Here is a 23,939-nt window from a genome sequence, read left to right as displayed (position 1 = left end):
AGGATTTCGGTGTCCCAGATGAACCGCAGGCGGGCCCTCCAGCTGCTGGCCGCGCTCGGTACCACCGCGCTGGCCGCCGGCTGCGGTGATGACGACGACGCCGCATCCACCAGCGACGGCAGCCCCGTCAAGATCGGTCTGATCGCGCCGGAGAACGGGCCGGGCAAGACCATCGGCCAGGACATCGTCAACGGCTTCCAGCTCTACCTGACCCTCAACGGGCAACGGCTCGGCGGGCACCCGGTGAACCTGCTGACCGCCGACGAGGGCTCCACCGAGAAGACCGGCCAGGCCGCCGTCGACCAACTGCTCGCGCAGGGGGTCCTCGCGCTCACCGGCGTGGTGAACCCGGCGGTGATGACCACCGTCCGGGACACCGTGGAGAAGGCGCGGGTGCCGCTGATCGGCTCCAACGGCTCCCCCACCAGCCTGCAGAGCGTCGTCTACATCTGGCGCACCTCGTACGTGCTGGACGAGCCGGGGCGGGCCCTCGGGGCGTACCTGAAGCAGACGCTGGCGGCCGACAAGCGGATCGCGATCATCGCGCCGGACGACGCTCCCAGCCAGGACGTGGTCCAGGGGTTCCGCCAGGTGCTCGGCGCCGACGACCCGCGCATCCTGGGTGAACCCATCTGGACGGACAAGACCCCCACCCCGAACAGCAGCACCTACCGCTACGACATCCGGCAGATGCTGGGCCGGAAGCCGAACGCCGTGTTCTGCTTCTTCGCCGGCCCCGCCGCGGTCCAGTTCATCCGGCAGCTGCGCGAGGAGGGCTGGCGGGGGCCGGTCTACGCGCCCGGCTTCCTCACCGAGGGCACGGTCCTCGACGAGCTGCGCAGCAGGCTGGTGAACGACGACGACAAGCTGCTGCCCGGCACGATCCACACCGCGCTGAACTACTCCGCCGACCTGACCAACCTCGCCAACCGGACCTTCGCCTCGGCGTACCGCAAGACGTTCAACGTCTCTCCCACCACGTACGCGATGGCCTCGTACGACGCCGCGCAGGTGCTCGACAAGGCGATCGAGCTGGCCGGGCCCAACCCGACCTCGCAGGGGGTCAACCTGGCCATTGGCAAGATCGGTCAGATCGACAGCCCGCGCGGGACGTGGCAGTTCAACCAGCCGCGTACCCCGCAGCAGAAGTGGTACCTGCGCAAGGTCCAGCTCGACGGCCGGCTGCTCTCCAACGTGCTGATCAACGAGATCGCCACGCTCGGCTGAGCGTCACCCCCGTACGACGAAGGGCCGGTCCCCCCACGGGGGGCCGGCCCTTCGGGCGTCCGTGGCGCCGTCAGTGGCGCAGCTCGGCGATGCAGCACTTCACGCTGCCGCCGCCCTTCTTCAGCTCGGCCAGCTCGACCGGGACCGGGGTGTAGCCGGCCGCCTTGAGCTTCCCCGCCAGCCGGGTCGCCTCGCTGTTGAGCACCACGTTCGCGCCGTCGGAGACCAGGTTCAGGCCGAAGGAGAGGGCGTCCTCGTCGTCGGCGACCACCGCGTCCGGGAAGAGCTGGGTGAGGACCTTCTGGCTGGCCGCCGAGAAGGCACCCGGGTAGTAGACGACGTTGGTGTCGTCGATCGAGGCCAGCGCCACGTCCAGGTGGTAGAAGCGCGGGTCGACCAGCCGCAGCGAGACGACCGGCCGGCCGAGCGCCTCCTGCGCCTCGGCGTGCGCCGGCAGCTCGGTGCGGAAGCCGTGCCCGGCCAGGATCAGGCCGCCGTGCGCCTCCGGCAGGTAGGCGAAGTCGCCCTCACCCTCGTTGGTCTCGCTCGGCGCGATGAAGTGCCAGCCCTGCTGCTCGTAGAAGGCGCGGTGCGCGGCGGCCTCGGCAGCCCGCTGCTCGTGCTTGAACTGCGCGCCGTAGACCGTCCCGTCCACCACGAAGGCGCCGTTCGCCGCGAAGACCATGTCCGGCAGCCCGGCCTCGGGGGTGAGCAGGTGCACGTCGTGACCGAGACCGACCAGGGCCTCGCGCAGTCGGTCCCACTGCTTGACCGCCAGGTCCGCGTCCACGGCGGTGGTGACGTCCATCCAGGGGTTGATGGCGTACTCGACGGCGAAGTGCTCAGGGGAGCACATGAGATATGTCCGCTTTCGCGGGACGCGCTGCTGGTTCACGGTGACCAAGGGTAGGTAGCGTAGAACTTTGGTAACAGCCAGAACCGTTGCTTCCCAGAGGCGGAACATTGCAGATCGACGCGGTGGACCAGCGAATCATTGCGCTGCTCGTGGCGGACGCCCGAGCGTCGTACGCCGACATCGGAACCCGGGTGTCACTCTCCGCTCCAGCGGTCAAACGACGCGTCGACCGACTCCGCGCCACCGGGGTCATCCGGGGCTTCACCGCGGTGGTCGACCCAGCCGCCGTCGGCTGGACCACCGAGGCCTTCGTGGAGCTCTTCTGCGCCGGCCGCACCACCCCCGCCCAGATCGGGGTGGCCGCCCGGCGGCACCCCGAGGTGGTCGGCGCGTACACCGTCTCCGGGGAGGCCGACGCGCTCGTCCACCTGCGGGCCGCCGACATCTCCCACCTGGAGGACGCCCTGGAACGGCTGCGCGCCGAATCCTTCGTGACCTCGACCCGCAGCACCATCGTCCTCTCCCGGCTGGTCGAGTCGCCCGGCGTCGGCCCGTCCACCGGCTGACCGTGCCCCCACCGCGCGTCCCGGCGGGAACCGCACGGCGGCGGGGCACGTCGGAAGAGGACATGACCCGTGGAACCGCCCACGCCGCCGCCGGCGCCCTGCTCGCCCTCGGCCTGCTGGCCGGGAGCGCCCCGTCCGGCGTCGGACCGGCCGGCCCGACGACCACTGCCGCGCCCCGGCTGGTCGCCTACGACTCGTGCGCCGAGGCCCTGGCCGACCTGCGGTCCGCCGCCACCGCCGCGGTCGGTCCGTGGGGCTTCGGCCCCGGCTGGCGTACCGGCCTGGACATCGCGGTGCCCGCCGGCGTCGCCGAACGGGCCGCCGCGCCCGACCACTCCGTCACCAACGCGTACGAGCCGGACGCCGACGAGCCGGACCTGGTGAAGACCGACGGCCGGCGGATCGTCACGGTGACCGGCGGCGTGCTGCGGGTCGTCGACCCGGCCACCCGGACCGTCACCGGACGGCTGGTCCTCGGCCCGGCCGAATGGACGGCCACCGGAGCCGGGGCCGGGCTGCTGCTGCGCGGCGACCGGGCGCTGGTGCTGACCCGGCCCGCCGCCCCCGACGCCGGGCCGCTGGTCCGCCCCGCGCCGTCCGCCTCCGCCGTGCCGCAGCCCGACGCGCCCGCCGAACGGCCCGCCGGCCCCGCCGGCCCGCGCCTCGTCCTGGTCGACCTCACCGGGGCGCCCCGCGTCCTGGCCACCTACCGGATCGACGGGAACCTGCTCGACGCGCGGCTGACCGGCGGGACCGCCCGGGTCGTCGTCCGCACCACCCCACGGATCTCCTTCCCGTACGCCGAGCAGGGCACCGACGAGGAGCGGAGCGCGGCGAACCGCGCGGTGATCGCCCGGGCCGGCCTGGACGCCTGGCTGCCCGGATTCGAGTGGACGGCCGGCACCGCGCACGGCTCCGGCCGGGTCGGCTGCGACCGGGTCAGCCGGCCCGCCAGCGGAACCGCCACCACCCTGGTCACCGTGCTCAGCTTCGACCTCGGCGCGGACCGGCTCGGCGACGGTGACCCGGTCGGCGTCGCGGCCGACGCCGACACCGTCTACGGCACGGCCGGCAGCCTCTACCTGGCCGGCCAGCGGGAAGACCCGGTCCCCGCGACGGCCCGCGGCCGCTGGGCGGCGCCGACCGCCACCGACGTCCACCGGTTCGACCTCACCGGCCCGGGCCACCCCCGGTACGCCGCCACCGGCCGGGTCCCCGGCGCCCCGCTGAACCAGTACGCCCTCTCCGAGTGGCGCGGCGACCTGCGCATCGCCACCACCACCGGCGAGGGGAACGCCAGCGAATCCGCGGTGCACGTGCTGCGCCGCCGCGGCGACACCCTGGCCGAGGTCGGCCGGGTCGGCGGCCTCGGCCGGGGCGAGCGGATCCAGGGAGTGCGCTTCCTCGGCCCCACCGGATACGTGGTGACCTTCCGGCGCACCGACCCGCTGCACACCGTCGACCTCTCCGACCCGACCGCGGCCCGGGTCACCGGCGAACTGGAGATCACCGGCTGGTCGGCGTACCTGCACCCGCTGCCCGACGGCCGGCTGCTGGGAGTGGGGCAGGAGGCGGACGAGCAGGGTCGGGCGCTGGGACTCCAGATCTCCCTCTTCGACGTCACCGACCCGGCCCGACCGGTCCGGCTGGCCCGCCACCACGTGCCCGGCGCCGGCTCCGCGGCGGAGTTCGACCCGCACGCGTTCCTCCACCAGCCCGCCACCGGCCTGGTCGCCCTGCCGGTGGGAGACGCGGTGCGGCTGCTGCGGGTCTCCGCCACCGGGATCACCCAGGTCGGCACGGTCGACCACGGGCCGGGCCGGACCGTCACCCGGTCGCTGCTGGTGGCCGGCACCCTCTGGACGGTCTCCGACGCGCGCCTGGCGGCCACCGACCCGGCGACCGCCCGCCCGCTCGGCTGGCTCCCCGCCGCCTGACCCGTCACTTTCTCCGGCGTTGACCTCACCTCGGCTTCAGGTTGTCGAATGGTGCCCGGGAACGGCAGAGGGGGAAACGTGCGGACGGTGTGGCTGACGGAGTTCGGTGGGCCGGAGGTGCTGACACCCGGGAACGCCGAGGACCCGGTACCGGGTCCGGGGCAGGTGCTGATCGAGGTGGCGCACGCCAACCTCACCTTCGTCGAGACGATGTTCCGGGCCACCGGGTTCGGGCCGTTCCGCGCCGCGTTGCCGGTGATCCCCGGCAACGGGGTCGGCGGGCGGATCGGCGCGGTCGGCCCGGGCGTGGACCCGGCGCTGGTCGGGCGACGGGTGGTCAGCGGCACCGGCGGCTCCGGCGGGTACGCCGAACGGGTCGTGGTGGACGCCACCGCGCCCTTCGACGTGCCGGACGGGCTGCCGCTGGACGAAGCGGTGGCGCTGCTCGCCGACGGCCGTACCGCCCTGATGCTGGTCGGCGCGGCCACCCCGCGACCAGGCGAACGGGTGCTGGTCGAGGCGGCCGCCGGCGGGGTGGGCGGGCTGCTGGTGCAGCTGGCCACCCGGGCCGGCGCCCGGGTGGTGGCGCTCGCCGGGGGCCGGCGCAAGACCGACCTGCTGCGCGGCGTCCGTCGGGCCGGCGCACCGGAGCCGGTGGCGCCCGGCGCCGAGGTGGTGGTCGACTACCGGGAGCCCGGCTGGCCGGACCGGGTCCGCGCGGCGGTGGGCGGGGTGGACGTCGTCTTCGACGGGGTCGGTGGCGACGTCGCCCGGACGGCGTTCGAGCTGCTCGACCCGGGCGGGCGGATGGTCAGCTTCGGGCTGGCCGGCGGGAGCTGGGCCGAGCTGCCCGAGGAGCTGGCGGCGGCGCGCGGGGTGACCCTGCTCCGCCCGGCGGCCGACCCGGCCGAGCTGCGCGCCCTCACCGCCCGGGCGCTGGCCGAGGGCGCGGCCGGGCGGCTCCGGCCGCTGATCGGGCAGCGCTTCCCGCTGGAGCGGGCCGCCGACGCGCACGCCGCGATCGAGTCCCGCGCCACGATCGGCAAGACCCTGCTCGACGTCGGGTGAGCCGCCCGACCGGACCACGGACGGCCCGGCCGGCGGCGAGAACTCAGAGGTACATGCCGGTCCGGTGCTCCGACTCGCCCCGGCCGGGCTTGTCGCCCTCGCCGAAGAAGCGCTTGCCGCCGAACTCGCCGTGCAGCCGGTCGTCCAGTTCGTCGGCCAGCCCGGTCATCACCTGCACGGCCAGCATGAGGTGGGTGGCCTGGAAGTTGCGGCCGAAGACCGGGATGGACGCCCAGACCGTGTCGTCGGCGCAGTAGAGCCGGCCGATCGGCATCCGGTTGGTCAGCTCGGAGAGCTTCACGTAGAGCCGCTCGGTCGGCTCGACCTCGGTGAGCACTGGGGAGAAGACGTCGACCAGGGGCGGGTTGTCGCGTACCCGGACGAAGACCATCGCCGAACCGGCCCGGATGTTGATGTCGCCGTCCGAGTCGACCTGGAGCTGGTCGGCGTTCGACTTGAGCAAGGTCGAGACGACCGTGCGGACCCGCTCCTCCAGCGCCAGCACGTCGCTCTCGCCGCCCGGTGCACTCGCGGCGGCGGCCAGCGCCTCGTCGAGGTCCGCCTCCACGTCTCGGTCCGGCCCGAACTCGCTGCGGGCGGTGCCCAGCGGCTCGGCCGGCAGTGGCTCCCCCTCGGCGTCGTGCACCAGGTAGACCAGGAAGGCCGGGTGCGGGGCGCCGTAGACGTCGCGCAGGGTGCGGGAGAGCAGCGCGGCCAGCTTGCTCGCGTCACCGCCGGAGGCGTCCAAACCGAACTGCTCCCCGGAGCCCGCCACCACGCCCGGCGGGGACCAGCCCAGCGCGATCATGTCGGCGACGGCGGCGCGGTCCAGCCGGTAGCCCTGCGGGAGGGTGGCGTTGCCGACCGCGCGGGCCGACAGCCGACCCTCGTCGCGGGCGTCGACGCTGATCGAGTAGACCGCGTCGCCGGTGCCGGAGGCGGTCGGATCGAGGGTCAGCTCCAGGTGCGCCCCGGTGGGCAGCGTCCGCAGCCTCTCGGCGAGCGCGCGGGCGAACTCCCGCCACGCCTCGGTCACCTTCGCCCGCAGGTCGGCCGTGGTCGGCTCGTCCAGCAGGACCGACTCGTACTGTTCCGGCGAAGCGCCGGACTGATCACCGGTCGGCACCGAGGGGTGGTCTGCCGTCATGATCGCCTCCGTCCGTCAAGGTCACCCTACCCAGGCATGCCGGGGATCGAATCCACCGCGACCGGGATCGGACACCCCCTCACTCCGGACGTTCGCCGCCCAGCTCCACCGGCCAGGTGCCGGCCAGGGCGCTGAGCCGGGCCGCCGCGTCGGCCGGCTCCGCGCCGCGACCCACCGCCACCCCGAGCAGGTACGCGGTGACCGGCGCGCCCGGCCGCAGCACCTGGTGCGCGACGTCCTTGGCCAGGTCCAGCACCGTCGGCACCGGCACGTCGGCCGGATCCAGGCCCAGCTCGGTGCAGGCCGCCGTGATCCAGTCGTCCATCACCGTCATCGTGTCCACTCCTCCGCCCGGCGTACGTCGGAGTCAGTGTCGCAGTCGAACCAGGGCGGCGGGCCACTGGCGGACCAGGCCAGCTCCCCCACGGTCAGCTCACCGAGCAGCTCCCGCATCGAGGCACCGTCGAGGGTGCCGCCACGCCGGGCGGCGAGCCGGCCGAGGGCGGCGCGCAGTGGCGGAACGCGCCACACCCCGCAGAGCGGTTGCCGTCGACCGTCGCCGTCGACCAGGCAGACACCGTCGGCCCGCTCGGAAGACAGCGCGCGGAGCAGGACGCCGACCGCGTCCCGGGTGAGCAGCGGCAGGTCCGCGGCGAGCAGGGCGACGGTGGTCGTACCGGCGGGGAGCAGGGCCAGCCCGGCGGCGACGGCGGCCACCGGGCCACCGCCCGGCGGGTCCTCCCGGGTCACCAGGACGTCGGCGGGCACCCCGTCGGCCGGCCCGACCAGCACCCGCGGGACGGCGTCGGCCACGGCCGCCAGCACCCGCTCCCGCATCGGCCGGCCGCCGACCGGCACGGCCGGCTTGTCCCGACCGCCCATCCGCCGGGCCGCCCCTCCGGCCAGCACCACCGCCGCGTACGCCGTCACCGGGCCACCGTAGCCGCCGTGGGGGACGCCGGCCGCCGTGCGGGTGGACGGTGGGCGGGGGCAGGATGGCAGGATGGGACGGGCGACTGATCGACGCGGCGTGCTCCGAATCGACCTCGACGCGTCGGCCGACGGGCGCGCCCCGGTCCGCCGCCAGGACACCCTGTCGGTGGAGGAGCCGTTCGAGATCCGGGTCGGCCCGGCGGGGCCCGGCCGGCGCCGGCCCCTCGCGGTGACCATGCGGACGCCCGGCGACGACATCGACCTGGCGATCGGCTTCCTGCTCACCGAGGGGCTGATCCGCTCGACCGAGGACGTGCTCACCGCCCAGCTCTGCGCCGGTGCGGAGACGCCCAACACGTACAACGTGGTGGACGTGGTGCTCGCCCCCGACGTGCCGGAGCCGACCACCGACCCGTCGCGGAACTTCTACACCACCAGCTCGTGCGGGGTCTGCGGCAAGGCCAGCATCGAGGCGATCCGGACCCGCTCGCCGTACCCGATCGCCGAGGACGACCTGACGGTACGGGCGGACGTCCTCGCCGGGCTGCCGGACCGGCTGCGCGCGGCCCAGCGGGCCTTCGACCGCACCGGCGGGCTGCACGCGGCGGGACTCTTCACCCCGGACGGGGAGCTGGTGGTGCTCCGGGAGGACGTCGGCCGACACAACGCCGTGGACAAGGTGGTCGGCTGGGCGGTGCGGGAACGCCGGCTGCCGCTGGCCGGGTACGTCCTGTTGGTCTCCGGCCGGGCCAGCTTCGAGCTGACCCAGAAGGCGTGGATGGCGGGCGTACCGCTGCTCGCCGCCGTCTCCGCGCCCAGCTCGCTCGCCGTCGACCTGGCCGACGAGGCGGGGATGACGCTGGTCGGCTTCCTGCGCGGCCGGACGATGAACGTCTACGCCGGCCCGCGGCGGGTCACCGTCGACTGACCCGCTCACCCGATGCCCCGCCGGGGCCGGCCGCGACGACGGGAGCGGCGGCGGACCACGCCCGACTCGCCCACCGCCGGCCAGCCGTCCAGCTCGGACGGGGGTACGCCCCGGCGCAGCAGATCGTCGAGGAGTTGGGCGAGCGAGTAGTCGGGGTGGGCGGCGAGCGCCCGTTCCAGCGCCACCGCCGCGAGCGCCCCCTGCCCGGCCCGCCAGGCGGCGAACGCCAGCAGGCTGGCGGGGGCCGCGATCAGCTCCTCCTCGGCCCGGCGCAGCACGTCGCTCCAGAGGCTGATGTCCTCCTCGCGCCCGTCGGTGCGTTCCCAGGCGTGGTCCCGGACCGGCAGGTGGGTGAGGAGCAGGCTGAGCCAGGCCACCTCGTCGTCGGTCAGCCGCTCCCCCCGACGGTGCCGCCGCAGCGCCGCCCGGATCGCCGCCACCCCGGCGGCCCGGACCACACGTCCGTCCAGCAGGTCGGCGGCGGGCGCGTCCTCCAGGAGAGCGAGCAGCCGGCGCTCGGCCGCCACGCCCGCCCACCGCATCGCCTCCCGGTCGAGCCCGTCAAGCGGGGCCACCTGGGCGGTGAGCGCGGCGCGGTCGGGGAGCGCCACCTGACCGGCGAAGACCGCCGCCGCGCTGACCTGGCTGGCGCCCGGGTCGTACGGGGTGCCGTCGGGCGGGCAGCAGTCCACCCCGTCGCAGAGGTACGACCAGTACCGCCCGTCGGTCACCCGGAGCGCGTCGAGCACGCTCAGCCCGGCGTCGGTCAGCGCGGCACGGACCGCGTCCACCGCGGGGGTGACCCGCTCGGCCGGGCCGTACCCGACGACGGTGGCCGATTCGGCGTCCTGCCGGGCGAGGACGTCGCCCAGGTGGTGGGCGGGCAGCCGCGGGTCGGTGCCCGGGTCGGGCAGGTCGGACCGGGCGGCGAAGACGATCCGTCGGCCGCGCAGCGCCACCACGACCACGCTGTCGGCGGGGTGGAAGCCGAGCAGGTACGGCACGGCGGCGAGCAGGTCGCCGGGGGTGCGGACGGTGAGCCGGGGGCGGTCGGTCGCGGTCATGGAGGCAGCCTGCGACCGGCCGGAGGCGACCGACAGACCCTGTGGACGACACGCGCCTTGTCCACAGATACGGAGAGTGTTCATGCAGGTGGGCCCGCTTCACCACGGCTCGGGCAGCGGCCACCGGACGCGCCGGGCCACCGGCCGGCGCCGCAGCGGATACGTTGCGCAGATGGACCTGGCGTACCTGCGGGCGCACCCGGAGCACCTGCCCACCTTCCTGACCCACCAGCGGATCCGGGAGACACCGGTGGCCGGCGGGGACATCTGCGCCGCCTCCCGGCTCACCCTGGACGACGGCCACTCGGTCTTCGCGAAGACCTGGCCGGAGCGGGCCGGCCGACCGGCGCCGGAGCACTTCTTCCACACCGAGGCCGCCGGCCTGCGCTGGCTGCGGGCGGCGGGCACGGTGGCCGTACCCGAGGTGGTCGTGGCGCTGCCGGAGCTGCTGGCGCTCGACTGGGTGGAGCCCGGCGAGCCGACGCCGGAGGCGGCCGAGCGGTTCGGGCGGGAGCTGGCCGGGATGCACCGGGCCGGCGCGCCGGCGTTCGGCGCGGACTGGCCGGGCTTCATCGGCGCGCTCCCCCAGGACAACACCCCCGACGAGGGGCCGTGGTCGGACTGGTTCGCCCGGCGGCGGCTGCTGCCGTACCTGCGGATGTCGGTCGACGGCGGCGCGCTCGCCGGCGCGGAGACCGCGCTGGTCGAGCAGGTCGTGGCGCGAATCGGCGAGTTCGGCGGGGACGAGCCGCCGGCCCGGCTGCACGGCGACCTCTGGCCGGGGAACCTGCTCTGGGCCGACGACCGGGTCTGGTTGATCGACCCGGCCGCGCACGGCGGTCACCGGGAGACCGACCTGGCCCAGCTGGCGCTCTTCGGCGGCCCGCCGCAGCACGACAAGATCATGGCCGCCTACCGGGAGGCGTGGCCGTTGGCCGACGGGTGGCGGGACCGGGTGCCGCTGCACCAGCTGCATCTGCTGCTGGTGCACACCGCCCTGTTCGGCGCGGGGTACCGGGATGCGGTCGCCCGGGCGGCCCGCGACGCGCTGGCCGGGGCCGGGCGCGCTACGGTCGACGGGTGACCGCCGCCCCGACGACCGACGGCGTCCTCGTCGACCGGTACGGCCGCGTCGCCCGGGACCTGCGCGTGTCGCTGACCGACAAGTGCAACCTGCGCTGCACCTACTGCATGCCGGCCGAGGGGCTGCCCTGGCTGGCCGGCCCCCAGCTGCTCGGCGACGACGAGATCGTCCGGCTGGTGCGGGTGGCGGTGGAGCGGCTCGGGGTGACCGAGGTCCGGTTCACCGGCGGGGAGCCGCTGATCCGGCCCGGCCTGGTCGGCATCGTGGCCGCCGTGGCGGCGCTGGCACCCCGCCCGCGGATCTCGGTGACCACCAACGGCCTCGGGCTCGAACGACTCGCCCCCACGCTGAAGAGCGTCGGGCTGGACCGGGTCAACGTGTCGCTGGACACCCTGGACCGGGACCGCTTCGCCGCGCTGACCCGCCGGGACCGGCTCGCCGACGTGCTCGCCGGGCTGGCCGGCGCGGCCACCGCCGGGCTCACCCCGGTGAAGATCAACTCGGTGCTGATGCGCGGCGTCAACTCCGACGAGGCGCCGGCGCTGCTGCGCTTCGCCCTCGACCACGGGTACGAGCTGCGGTTCATCGAACAGATGCCGCTGGACGCCCAGCACGGCTGGGACCGGGCGACGATGGTCACCGCCGACGAGATCCTCGCCTCGCTCGCGGCCGAGTTCGCGCTGACCGCCGATCCGGCGGAGCGGGGCGCGGCCCCGGCCGAGACCTGGCTGGTGGACGGCGGGCCGGCGAAGGTCGGCGTGATCGCCAGCGTGACCCGGCCGTTCTGCGGCGACTGCGACCGCACCCGGCTGACCGCCGACGGGCAGGTCCGGGCCTGTCTGTTCGCCACCGAGGAGTCCGACCTGCGCAGCGCCCTGCGGGCCGGCGCGGACGACGCCGAGCTGGCCCGGCGCTGGCAGGTGGCGATGCGCGGCAAGCGGGCCGGGCACGGCATCGACGACCCGACGTTCCTGCAACCCGTCCGCCCGATGTCGGCGATCGGAGGCTGAGCCATGGACGTCACCGTCCGCTACTTCGCCGGGGCGCGGGCCGCCGCCGGCCGCAGCGAGGAGACCGCATCCGCGGACCGGTCGCTGGACGAACTGGTGGGTGAACTCGCGCAGCGGCACGGGCCCAGGATGGCCGCGGTGCTCCAGGTCGCGAGTTTCCTGGTCGACGGCGTGACCTGTCATGATCGTCGGGCACCGCTGCCGGCCGGGGCCACGATCGACGTACTGCCCCCCTTCGCAGGGGGCTGACAAGGGGCGACATGTTGGCGACTCTGGCGTTCGTCGCCACCCTCGCGCTGATCACCGGCCTGATCCACTTCTACCTGTGGAAGCGGCTGGTGAAGGACACCACCGGCCCGGGGCGGTGGCGGCGGATCGGCAGCATCGCCGCGCTGCTGCTGGCGCTGCTCGTACCGGCGACCATGGTGGGTACCCGGGTCGGCGGGACGCACTGGCTGGCCTGGCCGGGCTACCTCTGGCTCGCGTTGATGTTCTACCTGCTGGTCGTCCTGCTGGTGCTGGAAGTGCCGACCGCGGTGACGAAGCTGGTGCTGCGCCGCCGGGTCACCGCGGTCGAGGCGACCGCCGCCGCACCGGAACCGGTGCTGGTGGGTGCCGCGGGCGGCGCCGACCCGCCGGCAGCCGCGGCGGTGGGTCAGCCGGACCATGACCCGTCCCGCCGGCTCCTGCTGGCCCGCGGCGCGGCGATCTTCGCCGGGCTCACCGCCACAGGCGTGACCGGCTACGGCGTCCGTACCGCGAAGGGGCCGCCGCGGCTGGACCGGGTCCGGATCCCGCTGGCGAAGCTTCCCCGGAGCATGGACGGCCTGCGCATCGCCACCGTCTCCGACATCCACCTCGGTCCGCTGGCCGGGCGGGCGCACACCGAGCGGATCGTGGCCGCGATCAACCGGCTCGACGCCGACCTGGTGGCCGTCGTCGGCGACCTGGTCGACGGCTCGGTCGCCGAACTGGGGGACGCGGCGGCGCCGCTGCGTGACCTCCGCTCCCGGTACGGCAACTTCTTCGTCACCGGCAACCACGAGTACTACTCCGGCGTGGAGGAGTGGGTGCGGGAGGTGGACCGGCTCGGCCTGCGGGTGCTGCAGAACGAGCGCCAGGAGATCCGGGCCCGGGGCGGCGTGCTGGACCTGGCCGGGGTCAACGACGTCACCGCCGCCGGCACCGGCCTGGCCGCGCCGCCCGACTACGCGGCCGCGCTCGCCGACCGCGAGCCGAACCGGCCGGTGGTGCTGCTGGCCCACCAGCCGGTCGCCGCGCACGAAGCGGCGAAGTTCGGCGTCGACCTGCAACTGTCCGGGCACACCCACGGCGGGCAGATGGTGCCGTTCAACCTGCTGGTTCCGCTCCAGCAGCCGGTGGTCTCCGGGCTGGGCGAGGTGGACGGCACCAAGGTCTACGTGACCAACGGCGCCGGTTTCTGGGGCCCGCCGGTGCGGGTCGGCGCCCCGCCGCAGGTCACCCTGGTGGAGCTGCGCGCCCCATAGCGCGCCGGGGTCCCGCAGTCCAGCACCGGATTGCTCAGGTCACGCGTACGCGTGGCGGCGGGCGGGTAGTGGGCCGGCCGTGACAGGATGCGGCGTGCCTCCGTTCAGCGCCGCGTCCCCCGGTGGCGTCCCGTCGTTCGTCGCGGACCTGCACATCCACTCGAAGTACTCCCGCGCGTGCAGCCGTGACCTCACCCTGCCGAACCTCGGCTGGTGGGCCCGGCGCAAGGGCATCGGGGTGCTCGGCACCGGCGACTTCACCCATCCCGCCTGGTACGACCACCTGCGGGAGACGCTGCGACCGGCCGAGCCGGGCCTGTACCGGCTGAACCCGGAGGCCGAGGCGGACATCGCCCGCCGGCTGCCGCCCCGGCTGGCGAGCGCGGCGGAGGCGGACCCGGTCCGGTTCATGCTCAGCGTGGAGATCTCCACGATCTACAAGCGGGACGACCGAACCCGCAAGGTGCACCACCTGATCTACCTGCCGGACCTGGACGCGGTGGCCCGGTTCAACGCGGCGCTGGGGCGGATCGGCAACCTCGGCTCGGACGGTCGCCCGATCCTCGGCCTGGACTCCCGGGACCTGCTGGAGATCACCCTGGAGGCGAGCCCGGACGGGTACCTGGTCCCGGCGCACATCTGGACGCCGTGGTTCTCCGCGCTGGGCTCGAAGTCGGGCTTCGACGCGATCGCGGACTGCTACGCCGACCTGGCCGAGCACGTTTTCGCGGTGGAGACCGGGCTCTCCTCGGACCCGGAGATGAACTGGCGGGTAGCCAGCCTGGACCGCTACCGGCTGGTCTCCAACTCGGACGCGCACTCGCCGCCGGCGCTGGCCCGGGAGGCCACCGTCTTCGACTCGGCGCGGGACTACTTCGCGATCCGGGAGGCGCTGCGGACCGGCGACGGCCTGGCCGGGACGATCGAGTTCTTCCCGGAAGAGGGGAAGTACCACGCGGACGGGCACCGGCTCTGCGGGGTCAACTGGTCGCCGGAGCGGACCCGCCAGGCCGGTGGTCGCTGCCCGGAGTGCGGCAAGCCGTTGACCGTGGGCGTGCTGAGCCGGGTGGCGGAACTGGCCGACCGGCCGGTGGGGCACCGCCCGGACCACGCCCGGGACGTCGCCCACCTGGTGCCACTGGCCGAGATCCTGGGTGAGCTGAACGGGGTGGGCGCCCGGTCGAAGAGGGTCGAGGGGAAGCTCAACGACCTGGTCGCCGAGCTCGGCCCCGAGCTGGAGATCCTCACCACCACCCCGCTGGACGAGGTCGGCCGGGTCGGGGGCGAACTGCTCGCCGAGGGGATCGGCCGGCTGCGCCGCGGCGAGGTCCACCGGGTGCCGGGTTACGACGGCGAGTACGGCGTGATCACCCTCTTCGACCCGGCCGAGCTGAGCTCCGGCGGCGCGTCCGCCGCGCAGGAGACGCTCTTCGACGTACCCGTGCCGGCGCAGCGGACCCCCGCGGAGCCGGCAGCCCGGTCGAAGGCCCGGCGCCCGGCGGCGAAGGCCGAGCCGAAGCGGAAGGTCGCGCCGACCCCGCCGCCGCCAATCGCGCCGGCGCCCTCACCGCACGAGCCGTTCGAGCCGATGCTCGCCGGGATGGAGGAGGTCGGGACGGGCCTGCTGGACCGGCTGGACGCGATGCAGCGGGTGGCGGCATCCGCGCCGGGCGGCCCGCTGCTGATCGTGGCCGGCCCGGGCACCGGCAAGACTCGGACGCTGACCCACCGGATCGCATACCTCTGCGCGGAGCTGAACGTCTTCCCGGAGCAGTGCCTGGCGATCACCTTCACCCGGCGCGCGGCGGAGGAGCTGCGGCACCGCCTGGACGGCCTGCTCGGACCGGTGGCCGAGGACGTCACCGTGGGCACCTTCCACTCGCTGGGGCTGGCCATCCTGCGGGAGAACGCCAGCGCGGCCGGCCTGGCGGCGGACTTCCGGATCGCCGACGACGCGGACCGTTCCGCGGCCCGCGCGGAGGCCGGCGACGACGACGCCCGGTACACCGGGTTGCTCCGCAAGCACGACCTCGTCGACCTGGACGAGCTGCTCACCCTGCCGGTGGCGCTGTTGAAGGGCGACAAGAAGCTGGTCCGGGAGTACCGCGAGCGCTGGCGGTGGATCTTCGTCGACGAGTACCAGGACGTCGACGCGGTCCAGTACGAGCTGCTGCGGCTGCTCAGTCCCGCCGACGGCAACCTCTGCGCGATCGGCGACCCGGACCAGGCGATCTACTCGTTCCGCGGCGCAGACGTCGGCTACTTCCTGCGCTTCTCGCAGGACTTCACCGACGCGCGGCTGGTCCGGCTGAACCGCAACTACCGCTCGTCGGCCCCGATCCTGGCCGCCGCGGTGCAGGCCATCGCGCCGTCGTCGCTGGTCCGGGGCCGCCGGCTGGACCCGGCCCGGCTCGACCCGGAGGCTCCGCTGGTCGGTCGCTACCCGGCGGCCTCCGTCGCCGACGAGGCCGATTTCGTGGTACGCACCATCGACGACCTGGTCGGCGGGCTCTCCCACCGGTCGTTGGACTCGGGCCGGATCGACGGCCGGTCGACCACGCTCTCCTTCTCCGACATCGCGGTGCTCTACCGCACCGACTCGCAGGCCGCGCCGATCGTGGACGCCCTGGCCCGGGCGAACATCCCGGTGCAGAAGCGCTCGCACGACCGGCTGCGTGACCGGCCCGGCGTGCCGGCCATCGCCCGGGAGCTGCGGCACGCCGACGGCCTGGGCGGCGGGCTTCCCGCCCGGGTACGGCTGGCCGGTCAGGTGCTCGCCGAGCGCTTCGCCGCACCCACCCTGGACGGCTCCGGCGCGGTACGCCCCGAGGACGTCCGCACGGCGGTCGACCTGCTCACCCCGCTGGCCCGGCGGTGCGGCGACGACCTGGAGCTGTTCCTGTCCCAGTTGGCCACCGGCGCGGAGGTGGACGCGCTCGACCCGCGGGCCGAGGCGGTCACCCTGCTGACCCTGCACGCGGCGAAGGGGCTGGAGTTTCCGGTGGTCTTCCTGGTCGGCGCGGAGGACGGGCTGCTGCCGCTGCGCTGGCCCGGTGCGGAGCCGGACGCCGACGCGGTCGCCGAGGAGCGGCGGCTCTTCTTCGTCGGGCTGACCCGCGCGCAGGACCGGCTCTACCTGAGCCACGCGGCCCGCCGGGTCCGGCACGGGGCGGAGCGCGAGTGCCGGCCGTCGCCGTTCCTCGACGTCATCGATCCCGGGCTGTTCGAGCGGTTCGGCGAGGCCGAGCCGCGCCGGCCGAGGGACCGCCAGCTCCGGCTGATCTGACGCCGCCGGCTCGGCCCGCTCCGGCCGCCCCGCCCGCCGGCCCGGCTGATGTCACTCCGGGTGATGCTGCTGCAGGTGGTTTGCTCCGAGAGCGATATGACGCAGAGTCATAAATATGACGGAGCGTCATACCGCTCGCCGGGGAATCCTGCCCGCCGGCCCGACACGCCCGGCGGCGGCGCAGCGGGGGCGCAGCGGCCGCGCGGCAGCACCGCAGCGAGGGTGCGGCAGCCTTCAGGCGAGCAGCACGGCCAGCCAGGCACCGGCGAGCAGCGCGGGGCCGAACGGCAGGGCGGTGTCCCGGCGTACCCGGCGGGTGGCCAGCAGGCCGACGACCAGCACGCCGTTGAGCAGGTGCGGCAGCAGCAGGCCCAGCCAGAGGATCGGCCAGCCGAGCCAACCGAGTGGCAGGCCGAGTGCGGCGGCGAGCTTCACGTCGCCGAAGCCGAGCCGCGAGCCGGGCAGCAGCGCCAGCCCCACATGGACGGCGAAGGCAAGTCCCGCGCCGGCTGCCGCGCCGAGCAGCCGGCCCGGGGTGCCGACCGCCAGCGCCGCCCCGAACAAACCGACGGCGGCCGCCGCCCCGGCGGCGAGGACCAGCGGGTCGGGCAGTCGCAGCCGGATCAGGTCCACCCGGGCCAGCACCAGTCCGATGGCCGCCACCAGCAGGAACACCGGCAGGTCCGGCTCGGCGCCGCGCGCTGCGGCGAGCCCGCCGAAGACCCCCGCGCCGACCAGCGCACTGACCCCGGGGGTGAGCGGCGCCGGGACCGGGACCGGCGGCTCGGCGGTGAAGCGGCGGGCCGCCGCCGGGACCGCGGCGCCGGCCAGCGCCCCGAGCAGGGCGGCGGCGGTCACCAGGCCGACGGACACGGGCCGGGACGTTACCGGCGCGCCGGCTCCGGGGCTGCCCCGTCGACCGGGCGGCGCGCCCGTTCGGTGCTCACCACCAGCGCCACCCCGGCCACGATCACCGCGCCGCCGAGCAGCACCTGCGCGGTGACCGGCTCGGCGACCAGCAGCGCGCCCAGGGCCACCGCGACCGCCGGGTTGACGTAGGCGTACGTCGCCACGAGCGAGATCGGCGCGTGCGCCAGCAGCCAGACGTACGCGGTGAAGGCCACCAGCGAGCCGGCCACCATCAGGTACGCCAGCGCGAGCCAGGACCGGGTGGTCACCTCCGCCGGGGAAAACCCACGCAGCTCACCCCGGGCGACCGCCAGCACGACGAGCGCCGCCGCGCCGGCGGCCATCTCGTACACGGTGGCGACGAACGGGTCGGCGGGCATCCGCAGCCGGTTGGACAGGAACGAGCCGACCGACCAGGAGGTGGCCCCGGCGACCACGGTCAGCGCCCCGGCCAGCGGCACCGCGCCGGTGCCTCCGGTCGGCAGGACCAGCAGGACCAGGCCGAGGAAGCCGAGCGTCACCCCGGCGAAGGTCCACGCCCGGGGCCGATCACCGGTCACCGTACGCAGCACCACCACCAGCAGCGGGACGGTGGCCACCAGCAGCGCGGCGATGCCGGAGGGCACCGCCACCCCTGGCGGGCCGGACTCGGCGAGCACCACCAGCCCGTTGCCGCCGGCCAGCAGCAGGACGCCGACCAGCGCGGCGGAGCCGAGCTGCCGCCGGTCGACCCGGAGCGCGCCCGGCCCCCGGCGGAGCCGGAGGACGGCGGCCAGCACCAGGGCGGCGGCGGCGAACCGGGCGGCGGCGGAACCGAGCGGCGGCAGCGACTCGACCGCGATCCGGATGCCCAGGTAGGTGGAGCCCCACAGGACGTAGACCAGCACCAGCGCGGTCCAGAGCAGGGCGGGCCGGGCGGGTGTCGCACTCGCGGGAGGTGAGCTCATCGGTGGACCACGCTACGGTGGCCGGGGCGCGACGTCCCTCGTGGGTGTCCGGCCGTCGGTACTCGTACGCAGGAGGGCGGGCATGGCGAACGACGGACCCCCGGGTGACGGCTCCCCGGAGCCGTGGGGTGGGCGAGGCGCCGACGGCGGGTACGGGGCCGAGCCGGGTCAGCCACCGCAGCCGTACGCCGGGCAGCAGGCGTATCCGCCCTACCCCGCCGGCGGGTACCCCCTGTCCACGGCGTACGACCCGGGGGACCCGTACCGGACGACCGGTCCGGCGGCGTATCCGGGCAACCCGACGCCGAAGCGCGGCCGGGGTCCGCTGATCGCGGTGCTGGCGGCGCTCGCGGTGCTGGTGCTCGTCGGCGCGGGCATCCTCTGGTTCCTGCTCGGGCGGGACGACGACCCGACCCCGGTCGCCGGTTCCGCCGTGTCGACCGCGCCCGCCGAGCCGAGCGATCCCGAACCGGCCGAGGCGGCACCCACCACTCCCGCGCCGGCGTCGTCGGCCGACCCGCGCTTCGTCAAGGCCGGGCAGTGCGTCCGCAACGAGGGGCCGGCCGGCGGGAAGCCCAAGCTGCTGGTCGCCGAGTGCGGCCCGAAGACGTACCAGGTGCTGCGCCGCTTCGACGGGGCGACCAGCGGCGAGAAGGACGCCGAGGCGAAGTGCGGTCGGGTGGAGGGGTACACCAACTGGTACTTCTTCGACAGCGAGCTGGACACCCTCGACTTCGTGCTCTGCCTCAAGCAGCGCTGATTCCCTCTCGTACCCCAATCTACGTCTCTCTAGTGTCTACGCTAGACAGCCGCAGATTCGTGTCGACGGTCCGAGACACGCCGGTAGCCCCGTCTACGCATCTCTAGCCCGTCGACTAGACGGGCCGATACTGTGCGATGCGTGGATCCCGTCCGCAACCCGTACGCCCCCGGCGCCGGCCAGCGCCCGCCCGAACTCGCCGGACGGGGGCGGGAGCTGGACGTCTTCGACGTGGTGCTGGAACGCATCGCCCGGGGTCGCCCCGAGCGCAGCCTGATGCTCACCGGCCTGCGCGGCGTCGGCAAGACGGTGCTGCTCAACACCCTCCGCTCGCAGGCCATCAACCACCTCTGGGGCACCGGCAAGATCGAGGCCCGCCCCGACCAGTCACTGCGCCGCCCGGTCGCCGCGGCCCTGCACATGGCGGTCCGCGAACTCGCCCCCCGGCACCGCGCCCCGGACCGAATCGACGCCTTCCTCGGCGTGCTGAAGGCCTTCGCCCAGCGTTCCGCGCCCACCGGGCGGGCCGGCGCCGCCCCCAAGCTGCGCGACCGCTGGCAGCCCGGCATCGACGTGCCCGCCAGCAGCGGCCGGGCCGACTCCGGCGACATCGAGATCGACCTGGTCGAGCTGCTCAGCGACGCCGCCGCGGTCGCCGCCGACGTGGGCACGGGCATCGCGGTCTTCATCGACGAGATGCAGGACCTCGGCCCGGAGGACGTCTCCGCGCTCTGCGCCGCCTGCCACGAACTGTCCCAGCTCGGCGCCCCGCTGATCGTGGTCGGTGCCGGCCTGCCGCACCTGCCGGCCGTGCTCAGCGCCGCCAAGTCGTACTCCGAGCGGCTCTTCCGCTACCAGCGCATCGACCGGCTGGACCGGATCGCCGCCGACCACGCGCTCTGCGCGCCGGCCGAGCGGGAGGAGGTCGAGTACGAGCAGAAGGCGCTCGACCTGCTCTACGAGAAGTCCGGCGGGTACCCGTACTTCGTCCAGGCGTACGGGAAGGCGACCTGGGACCATGCGCCCCGCTCGCCGATCACCGCCGCGGACGTCCGGGTCGCCGCGCCCGAGGCGGAGGCGGAACTGGCGGTGGGCTTCTTCGGCTCCCGGTTCGAGCGGGCGACTCCGGCCGAGCGGGAGTACATGCGGGCGATGGCCACGCTCTCCCTGGTGGAGGGGGAGGTCGACGGCGGCGGGCGGGACGACATGGACGCGGCGGTGCCGACGGCGGAGATCGCCCGGGCGCTCGGCCGGAAGCCGGCCAGCCTCTCCCCGGCCCGGGACGCGCTGATCAAGAAGGGGCTGATCTACTCCGGCGAGCGGGGCACGGTGGCCTTCACCGTCCCGCACTTCGGCCGCTACCTGCGCACCCAGCCCGCCTGACCACCGGCCGGTTCAGACCCGGGACCAGGGCGCGGGGAAGACCACCTCACCGTGCGGCGGCGGCGCCTCGTCGCTGGTGGCCGGCGGCAGCACCAGCGCCTGCCAGGGCTCGCCGAGACCGGACCACGGGCTGGTCAGACCCATCCGGTCCGCCCGGGTGAAGCCGAAACGCCGGTAGTAGCCCGGGTCGCCGAGCACCACCACCAGCCGCTCGCCCAGCTCGGTCGCGGCGTCCAGCGCGGCCTGCACCACCGCCGTGCCGTGCCCGACCCGCTGCCGGTGCGGGGCCACCCCCACCGGGCCGAGCGCCAGCGCGGGCTCGCGGACCTCGTCGGACTCCACCCGGACCCGGCTGAGCAGGGCGTAGCCGACCACCTCGCCGCCGTACTCGGCGACCATGGCCAGCTCGCGGATCCAGGCGTCGCTGTCACGTAGCTCATCGACGAGGGCGACCTCGCCGGGGGTGGTGCCCTCCGGTCGGGCGAAGGCCGCGGCCAGCACCCGGCGGACCGGGCCGGTGTCGGCCGGGTCCTCGGGGCGCAGCCGCAGGGTCGTCACCCGCGCGACGTTACCCGCCGGCAGGGGTCCATCAGCGACGGTCGCTCGAATCGGCGTGGCGAGACATCCACGAGCGGCCGGTCGGGATCGGCCGTTGGTCGGGTAACGGCCGCCGTGACGGGGTATGACTGATCCATGAAACCCGTGCGCTCCCTCGCCCGTGTCATGTTGAGCGGCATCTTCGTGGTCAGCGGCGCCCGCAACTTCCAGAACCCGCAGCGACTCGTGCCGGCCGCCCAGCCGGTGACCGACCGGGTCGCCCCGCTGATCACCCGGGCCGCCCCCCAGCTCCCCACCGACACCGAGACACTGATCCGCGTCAATTCTGCCGTGCAGCTGGCCGCTGGTCTGATGCTCGCCACCGGAAAGCTCACCCGGCCGGCGGCGCTGGTGCTCGCCGGCACGCTCATCCCCACCACGGTCGCCGGTCATCCCCTCTGGAACGTCGAGGATCCGGCGATGCGGAACAACAACCAGGTGCACTTCCTGAAGAACCTGGGGCTCTTCGGCGGCCTGCTGCTCGCCGCCGCGGACACCGAGGGGAAGCCGGGTCTGCGCTGGCGGACGGGCCATCGCATCGGCCACTCCCGACGTTCCGTGCAGCGCGCGGTCCGTACCGCCCGCCGGGAGGCCCGGATCGCCGTCGCGTCCGCGTCCGCCGCTCGACGACTCCCGGGCTGACCTGCGTCAATACGGCCAACACCCCCGTAAGGCCGCGAATTACCTGAACCACCTGACACCCGTTAACGCGGTGGAAATGTCAAAAACATGTGTGGGATCGGACACGGTCGCATAACGGGGGGAGGCAGCAACGTGAGGCGCCGTTCTAGGCTCCGAACCGGACCTGGACGGGTAGGACGACCTTGGTACGGGGGTGGCCACGCCCTGCCGGCGACCGTCGGTAGACGGCTGGACCGCCTCGCTCCGGTCCGTCGCGCGACGCGCGGGATCGATCGAAGGGCGGCCACCCGGGCCGGTGTCGTGTCCGCCGCCGCCTACGCCGCCTGGCTCGCCATCGGCGCGTTCGGGCGACCGTACAACTTTTTCGACATGAAGATCTACCACGGCGCGGTGGTGTGGTGGGCGACCGGGCACGACCTGTACGAGTTCATCGCCCCCACCACCACGCTCGGCTTCACCTACCCGCCGTTCGCCGCGCTGATGATGCTGCCGATGGCCCGACTGCCGATCGAGGCGGCCGGCTGGATCAACGCGGCGGGCAGCATCGGCGCCCTGGCCGTCGTGCTGGCCGCGCTGCTGCGCCCGGTCGTCGACCGGCTGACCTGGCCACTCTGGTTCACCGTGGCCATCGCCACCCCGATGGCCGTGGCCATCGAGCCGGTCCGGGAGACCCTCGGGTACGGCCAGGTCAACGTGCTGCTCTTCGCGCTGATCATGGCGGACCTGGTCGGGCTGCGCTGGCGGTCCCGCCGGGGCACCCACGGCCGCCCCACCGACGGCCCGCTGCTGCGCTTCCTCTACAGCGGCGCCTGGGCCGGTGCCGGCATCGGTCTGGCCACCGCGGTCAAGCTGACCCCGGCGCTCTTCATCGTCTACCTGCTGATCACCCGTCAGTGGCGTACCGCCGCGACCGCCGTCGGCACCACCATCGGTGTGACGGTGGGGACGTTCATGCTGGTCGGCACGGAGTCGCGGGCCTACTTCGGCGGGGTGCTCTGGCAGACCGAGCGGGTCGGCGCCGCCGACATGACCCCCAACCAGTCGCTCGCCGGCCTGTTGGCCCGGCTCTACGACTCGATCGAGACGCCCGGGCTGCTCTGGTTGGCGTTCTCCGTGCTGATCCTGGCGGTGGGGCTCTCCCGCGCGGCGACCGCCCGCGCTGACGGCGACGAGCTGACCGCGTTCACCCTGGTCGGGCTGACCGCCAACGTGATCAGCCCGATCTCCTGGTCACACCACCTGGTCTGGGTCATCCCGGCGATCGTCGTGCTCGCCGACGCGGCGGTACGCCGGCGCGAGGCCAGCCGGGGACCGTCGCCGCGCACCGGCCCCTCGTCCGCGTACGGCGGGCCGCCCGGGATGACCGGGCTGCGACCGCCCATCTGGTACCCGACGCTGACCGGCCTACGGCACGGCGTCGCCGCCGTCGGGCTCTACCTGCTCTTCCTGATCTCGCCGATCTGGCCGTACGAGCACCAACTCCCCGAGGTCTCCCACTACCAGGACGGCCTCTTCGGCGCGCTGATGGAGAACTCCCTCGCGCTGGCGCTGATCGTGCTGGTGGCCGCGCTGCCCTGGCGACCGGGCGCCGAGCCGGCGTTCTACACCGACCGGCTGGCCCGGGTCACCGCCGCCGCCGCCGGCCGCCGCTGACCGGCCAGCTGCACCGCCCGGTCAGGGGCAGTTGACCCATTCCTCGGTGCCGTCGTCGAAGACCTGCCGCTTCCAGATCGGCAGTCGCGCCTTGACCTCGTCGACCAGCCGGGCGCAGGCCGCGAAGGCCGCCGCGCGGTGGGCGGTGCTGACCGCCGCGACCAGGGCCACGTCGCCGATCTCCAGCCGACCGATCCGGTGCGACACCGCGACCGCGTAGACGTCCGGTTCCGCGGCGATCTCGGCGGCCACCTCGCGCAGCACGTCGCCGGCGCTCGGGTGGCCCTCGTACTCCAGGAGGGTGACCGCACGGCCGTGGTCGTGGTCGCGGACAACGCCCTGGAAGGAGACCACCGCGCCGGCCCGGCGCTCGGCGACCGCGGCCTCGTGCGCGGCCAGGTCGAGCGGCTCGTCGGTGACCGCGAGCATGGTCA

23 protein-coding genes are annotated in these 23,939 nt (G+C 74.6%); 14 read left to right on the top strand and 9 right to left on the bottom strand.

The window, feature by feature from the left end; genetic code table 11:
* Nucleotides 1-9 precede the first annotated feature (9 nt).
* Complete coding sequence (locus AC5RWQ_RS05050) at nt 10-1,227, top strand: ABC transporter substrate-binding protein (RefSeq protein WP_494281541.1); 1,218 nt, start codon at nt 10-12, stop codon at nt 1,225-1,227.
* Between the two features lie 70 nt (nt 1,228-1,297).
* On the opposite strand, the gene ddaH is transcribed toward AC5RWQ_RS05050, so the two are convergent.
* Nucleotides 1,298-2,131: a dimethylargininase gene (gene ddaH, locus AC5RWQ_RS05045; protein WP_494281540.1), complete on the bottom strand. Its 834-nt coding sequence runs from the start codon at nt 2,129-2,131 to the stop codon at nt 1,298-1,300.
* A 59-nt stretch (nt 2,132-2,190) separates the two neighbouring features.
* On the opposite strand from ddaH, the gene AC5RWQ_RS05040 reads away from it, so the two are divergent.
* From AC5RWQ_RS05040 to AC5RWQ_RS05030, 3 genes are all read left to right on the top strand, one after another.
* Nucleotides 2,191-2,649, top strand: coding sequence for an Lrp/AsnC family transcriptional regulator (locus AC5RWQ_RS05040; RefSeq protein ID WP_334487794.1), 459 nt, complete (start codon nt 2,191-2,193; stop codon nt 2,647-2,649).
* A 62-nt stretch (nt 2,650-2,711) separates the two neighbouring features.
* Nucleotides 2,712-4,586, top strand: a complete 1,875-nt coding sequence (locus AC5RWQ_RS05035) for a beta-propeller domain-containing protein (protein WP_494281539.1) — start codon at nt 2,712-2,714, stop codon at nt 4,584-4,586.
* A 78-nt stretch (nt 4,587-4,664) separates the two neighbouring features.
* Nucleotides 4,665-5,654: a zinc-binding dehydrogenase gene (locus AC5RWQ_RS05030; RefSeq protein WP_494281538.1), complete on the top strand. Its 990-nt coding sequence runs from the start codon at nt 4,665-4,667 to the stop codon at nt 5,652-5,654.
* A gap of 43 nt (nt 5,655-5,697) precedes the next feature.
* Here AC5RWQ_RS05030 and AC5RWQ_RS05025 read toward each other — a convergent pair whose 3' ends face one another.
* The 3 genes from AC5RWQ_RS05025 to mobA form a co-directional block, all read right to left on the bottom strand.
* Entirely contained in the window at nt 5,698-6,801 is a 1,104-nt protein-coding gene (locus AC5RWQ_RS05025; RefSeq protein WP_494281537.1) for a T3SS (YopN, CesT) and YbjN peptide-binding chaperone 1, read from the bottom strand.
* 79 nt (nt 6,802-6,880) lie between these two features.
* Nucleotides 6,881-7,135 (bottom strand): DUF6457 domain-containing protein, encoded by a 255-nt coding sequence (locus AC5RWQ_RS05020; RefSeq protein WP_494281536.1) that lies wholly within the window; start codon nt 7,133-7,135, stop codon nt 6,881-6,883.
* A complete protein-coding gene (gene mobA, locus AC5RWQ_RS05015; RefSeq protein ID WP_494281634.1) occupies nt 7,132-7,806 on the bottom strand; it encodes a molybdenum cofactor guanylyltransferase in 675 nt (224 codons plus the stop codon). Before mobA ends, AC5RWQ_RS05020 begins: the two co-directional genes overlap by 4 nt.
* Here mobA and fdhD point away from each other — a divergent pair.
* Nucleotides 7,805-8,662, top strand: a complete 858-nt coding sequence (gene fdhD, locus AC5RWQ_RS05010) for a formate dehydrogenase accessory sulfurtransferase FdhD (protein ID WP_494281535.1) — start codon at nt 7,805-7,807, stop codon at nt 8,660-8,662. The genes mobA and fdhD overlap by 2 nt on opposite strands.
* Nucleotides 8,663-8,667: 5 nt before the next feature.
* Here the strand turns inward: fdhD and AC5RWQ_RS05005 are convergent, their stop codons facing one another.
* Nucleotides 8,668-9,726, bottom strand: a complete 1,059-nt coding sequence (locus tag AC5RWQ_RS05005; protein ID WP_494281534.1) for a DUF4192 domain-containing protein — start codon at nt 9,724-9,726, stop codon at nt 8,668-8,670.
* A 172-nt stretch (nt 9,727-9,898) separates the two neighbouring features.
* Between AC5RWQ_RS05005 and AC5RWQ_RS05000 the strand changes: the two genes are divergently transcribed.
* The 5 genes from AC5RWQ_RS05000 (at nt 9,899) to AC5RWQ_RS04980 (ending at nt 16,614) form a co-directional block, all read left to right on the top strand.
* Nucleotides 9,899-10,810, top strand: coding sequence for a fructosamine kinase family protein (locus AC5RWQ_RS05000; RefSeq protein WP_494281533.1), 912 nt, complete (start codon nt 9,899-9,901; stop codon nt 10,808-10,810).
* Entirely contained in the window at nt 10,807-11,820 is a 1,014-nt protein-coding gene (gene moaA, locus AC5RWQ_RS04995; RefSeq protein WP_494281532.1) for a GTP 3',8-cyclase MoaA, read from the top strand. The genes AC5RWQ_RS05000 and moaA overlap by 4 nt, the downstream gene beginning before the upstream one ends.
* Before the next feature lie 3 nt (nt 11,821-11,823).
* Nucleotides 11,824-12,069, top strand: coding sequence for a MoaD/ThiS family protein (locus tag AC5RWQ_RS04990; RefSeq protein ID WP_494281531.1), 246 nt, complete (start codon nt 11,824-11,826; stop codon nt 12,067-12,069).
* Between the two features lie 11 nt (nt 12,070-12,080).
* Nucleotides 12,081-13,328 (top strand): metallophosphoesterase, encoded by a 1,248-nt coding sequence (locus tag AC5RWQ_RS04985; protein WP_494281530.1) that lies wholly within the window; start codon nt 12,081-12,083, stop codon nt 13,326-13,328.
* Between the two features lie 94 nt (nt 13,329-13,422).
* Nucleotides 13,423-16,614 carry a UvrD-helicase domain-containing protein gene (locus tag AC5RWQ_RS04980; RefSeq protein ID WP_494281529.1) on the top strand — a complete coding sequence of 1,064 codons (3,192 nt, stop codon included), beginning with the start codon at nt 13,423-13,425 and terminating at the stop codon, nt 16,612-16,614.
* A 234-nt stretch (nt 16,615-16,848) separates the two neighbouring features.
* On the opposite strand, the gene AC5RWQ_RS04975 is transcribed toward AC5RWQ_RS04980, so the two are convergent.
* Nucleotides 16,849-17,487: a prepilin peptidase gene (locus AC5RWQ_RS04975; RefSeq protein ID WP_494281528.1), complete on the bottom strand. Its 639-nt coding sequence runs from the start codon at nt 17,485-17,487 to the stop codon at nt 16,849-16,851.
* A gap of 11 nt (nt 17,488-17,498) precedes the next feature.
* Entirely contained in the window at nt 17,499-18,470 is a 972-nt protein-coding gene (locus AC5RWQ_RS04970) for an EamA family transporter (protein ID WP_494281527.1), read from the bottom strand.
* 232 nt (nt 18,471-18,702) lie between these two features.
* Between AC5RWQ_RS04970 and AC5RWQ_RS04965 the strand changes: the two genes are divergently transcribed.
* Nucleotides 18,703-19,230, top strand: coding sequence for an LppU/SCO3897 family protein (locus AC5RWQ_RS04965; RefSeq protein WP_494281633.1), 528 nt, complete (start codon nt 18,703-18,705; stop codon nt 19,228-19,230).
* A gap of 141 nt (nt 19,231-19,371) precedes the next feature.
* Complete coding sequence (locus AC5RWQ_RS04960) at nt 19,372-20,613, top strand: DUF8462 domain-containing protein (protein ID WP_334487834.1); 1,242 nt, start codon at nt 19,372-19,374, stop codon at nt 20,611-20,613.
* Nucleotides 20,614-20,625: 12 nt separating this feature from the next.
* Here the strand turns inward: AC5RWQ_RS04960 and AC5RWQ_RS04955 are convergent, their stop codons facing one another.
* A complete protein-coding gene (locus AC5RWQ_RS04955; RefSeq protein ID WP_494281526.1) occupies nt 20,626-21,171 on the bottom strand; it encodes a GNAT family N-acetyltransferase in 546 nt (181 codons plus the stop codon).
* A gap of 135 nt (nt 21,172-21,306) precedes the next feature.
* Between AC5RWQ_RS04955 and AC5RWQ_RS04950 the strand changes: the two genes are divergently transcribed.
* Together AC5RWQ_RS04950 and AC5RWQ_RS04945 are read left to right on the top strand one after the other, a co-directional pair.
* Complete coding sequence (locus AC5RWQ_RS04950; protein WP_494281525.1) at nt 21,307-21,852, top strand: DoxX family protein; 546 nt, start codon at nt 21,307-21,309, stop codon at nt 21,850-21,852.
* A gap of 204 nt (nt 21,853-22,056) precedes the next feature.
* Nucleotides 22,057-23,505 carry a glycosyltransferase 87 family protein gene (locus AC5RWQ_RS04945; protein WP_494281632.1) on the top strand — a complete coding sequence of 483 codons (1,449 nt, stop codon included), beginning with the start codon at nt 22,057-22,059 and terminating at the stop codon, nt 23,503-23,505.
* A gap of 21 nt (nt 23,506-23,526) precedes the next feature.
* On the opposite strand, the gene AC5RWQ_RS04940 is transcribed toward AC5RWQ_RS04945, so the two are convergent.
* On the bottom strand, nt 23,527-23,934 hold the full coding sequence (locus tag AC5RWQ_RS04940; RefSeq protein ID WP_494281631.1) for a molybdenum cofactor biosynthesis protein MoaE: 408 nt from the start codon (nt 23,932-23,934) through the stop codon (nt 23,527-23,529).
* Nucleotides 23,935-23,939 lie beyond the last annotated feature (5 nt).

The organism is Micromonospora sp. BS32, assembly GCF_059089345.1.
The sequence above is the reverse complement of the archived record's forward strand: the minus strand, read 5'-3'. Positions and strand labels throughout refer to the sequence as shown.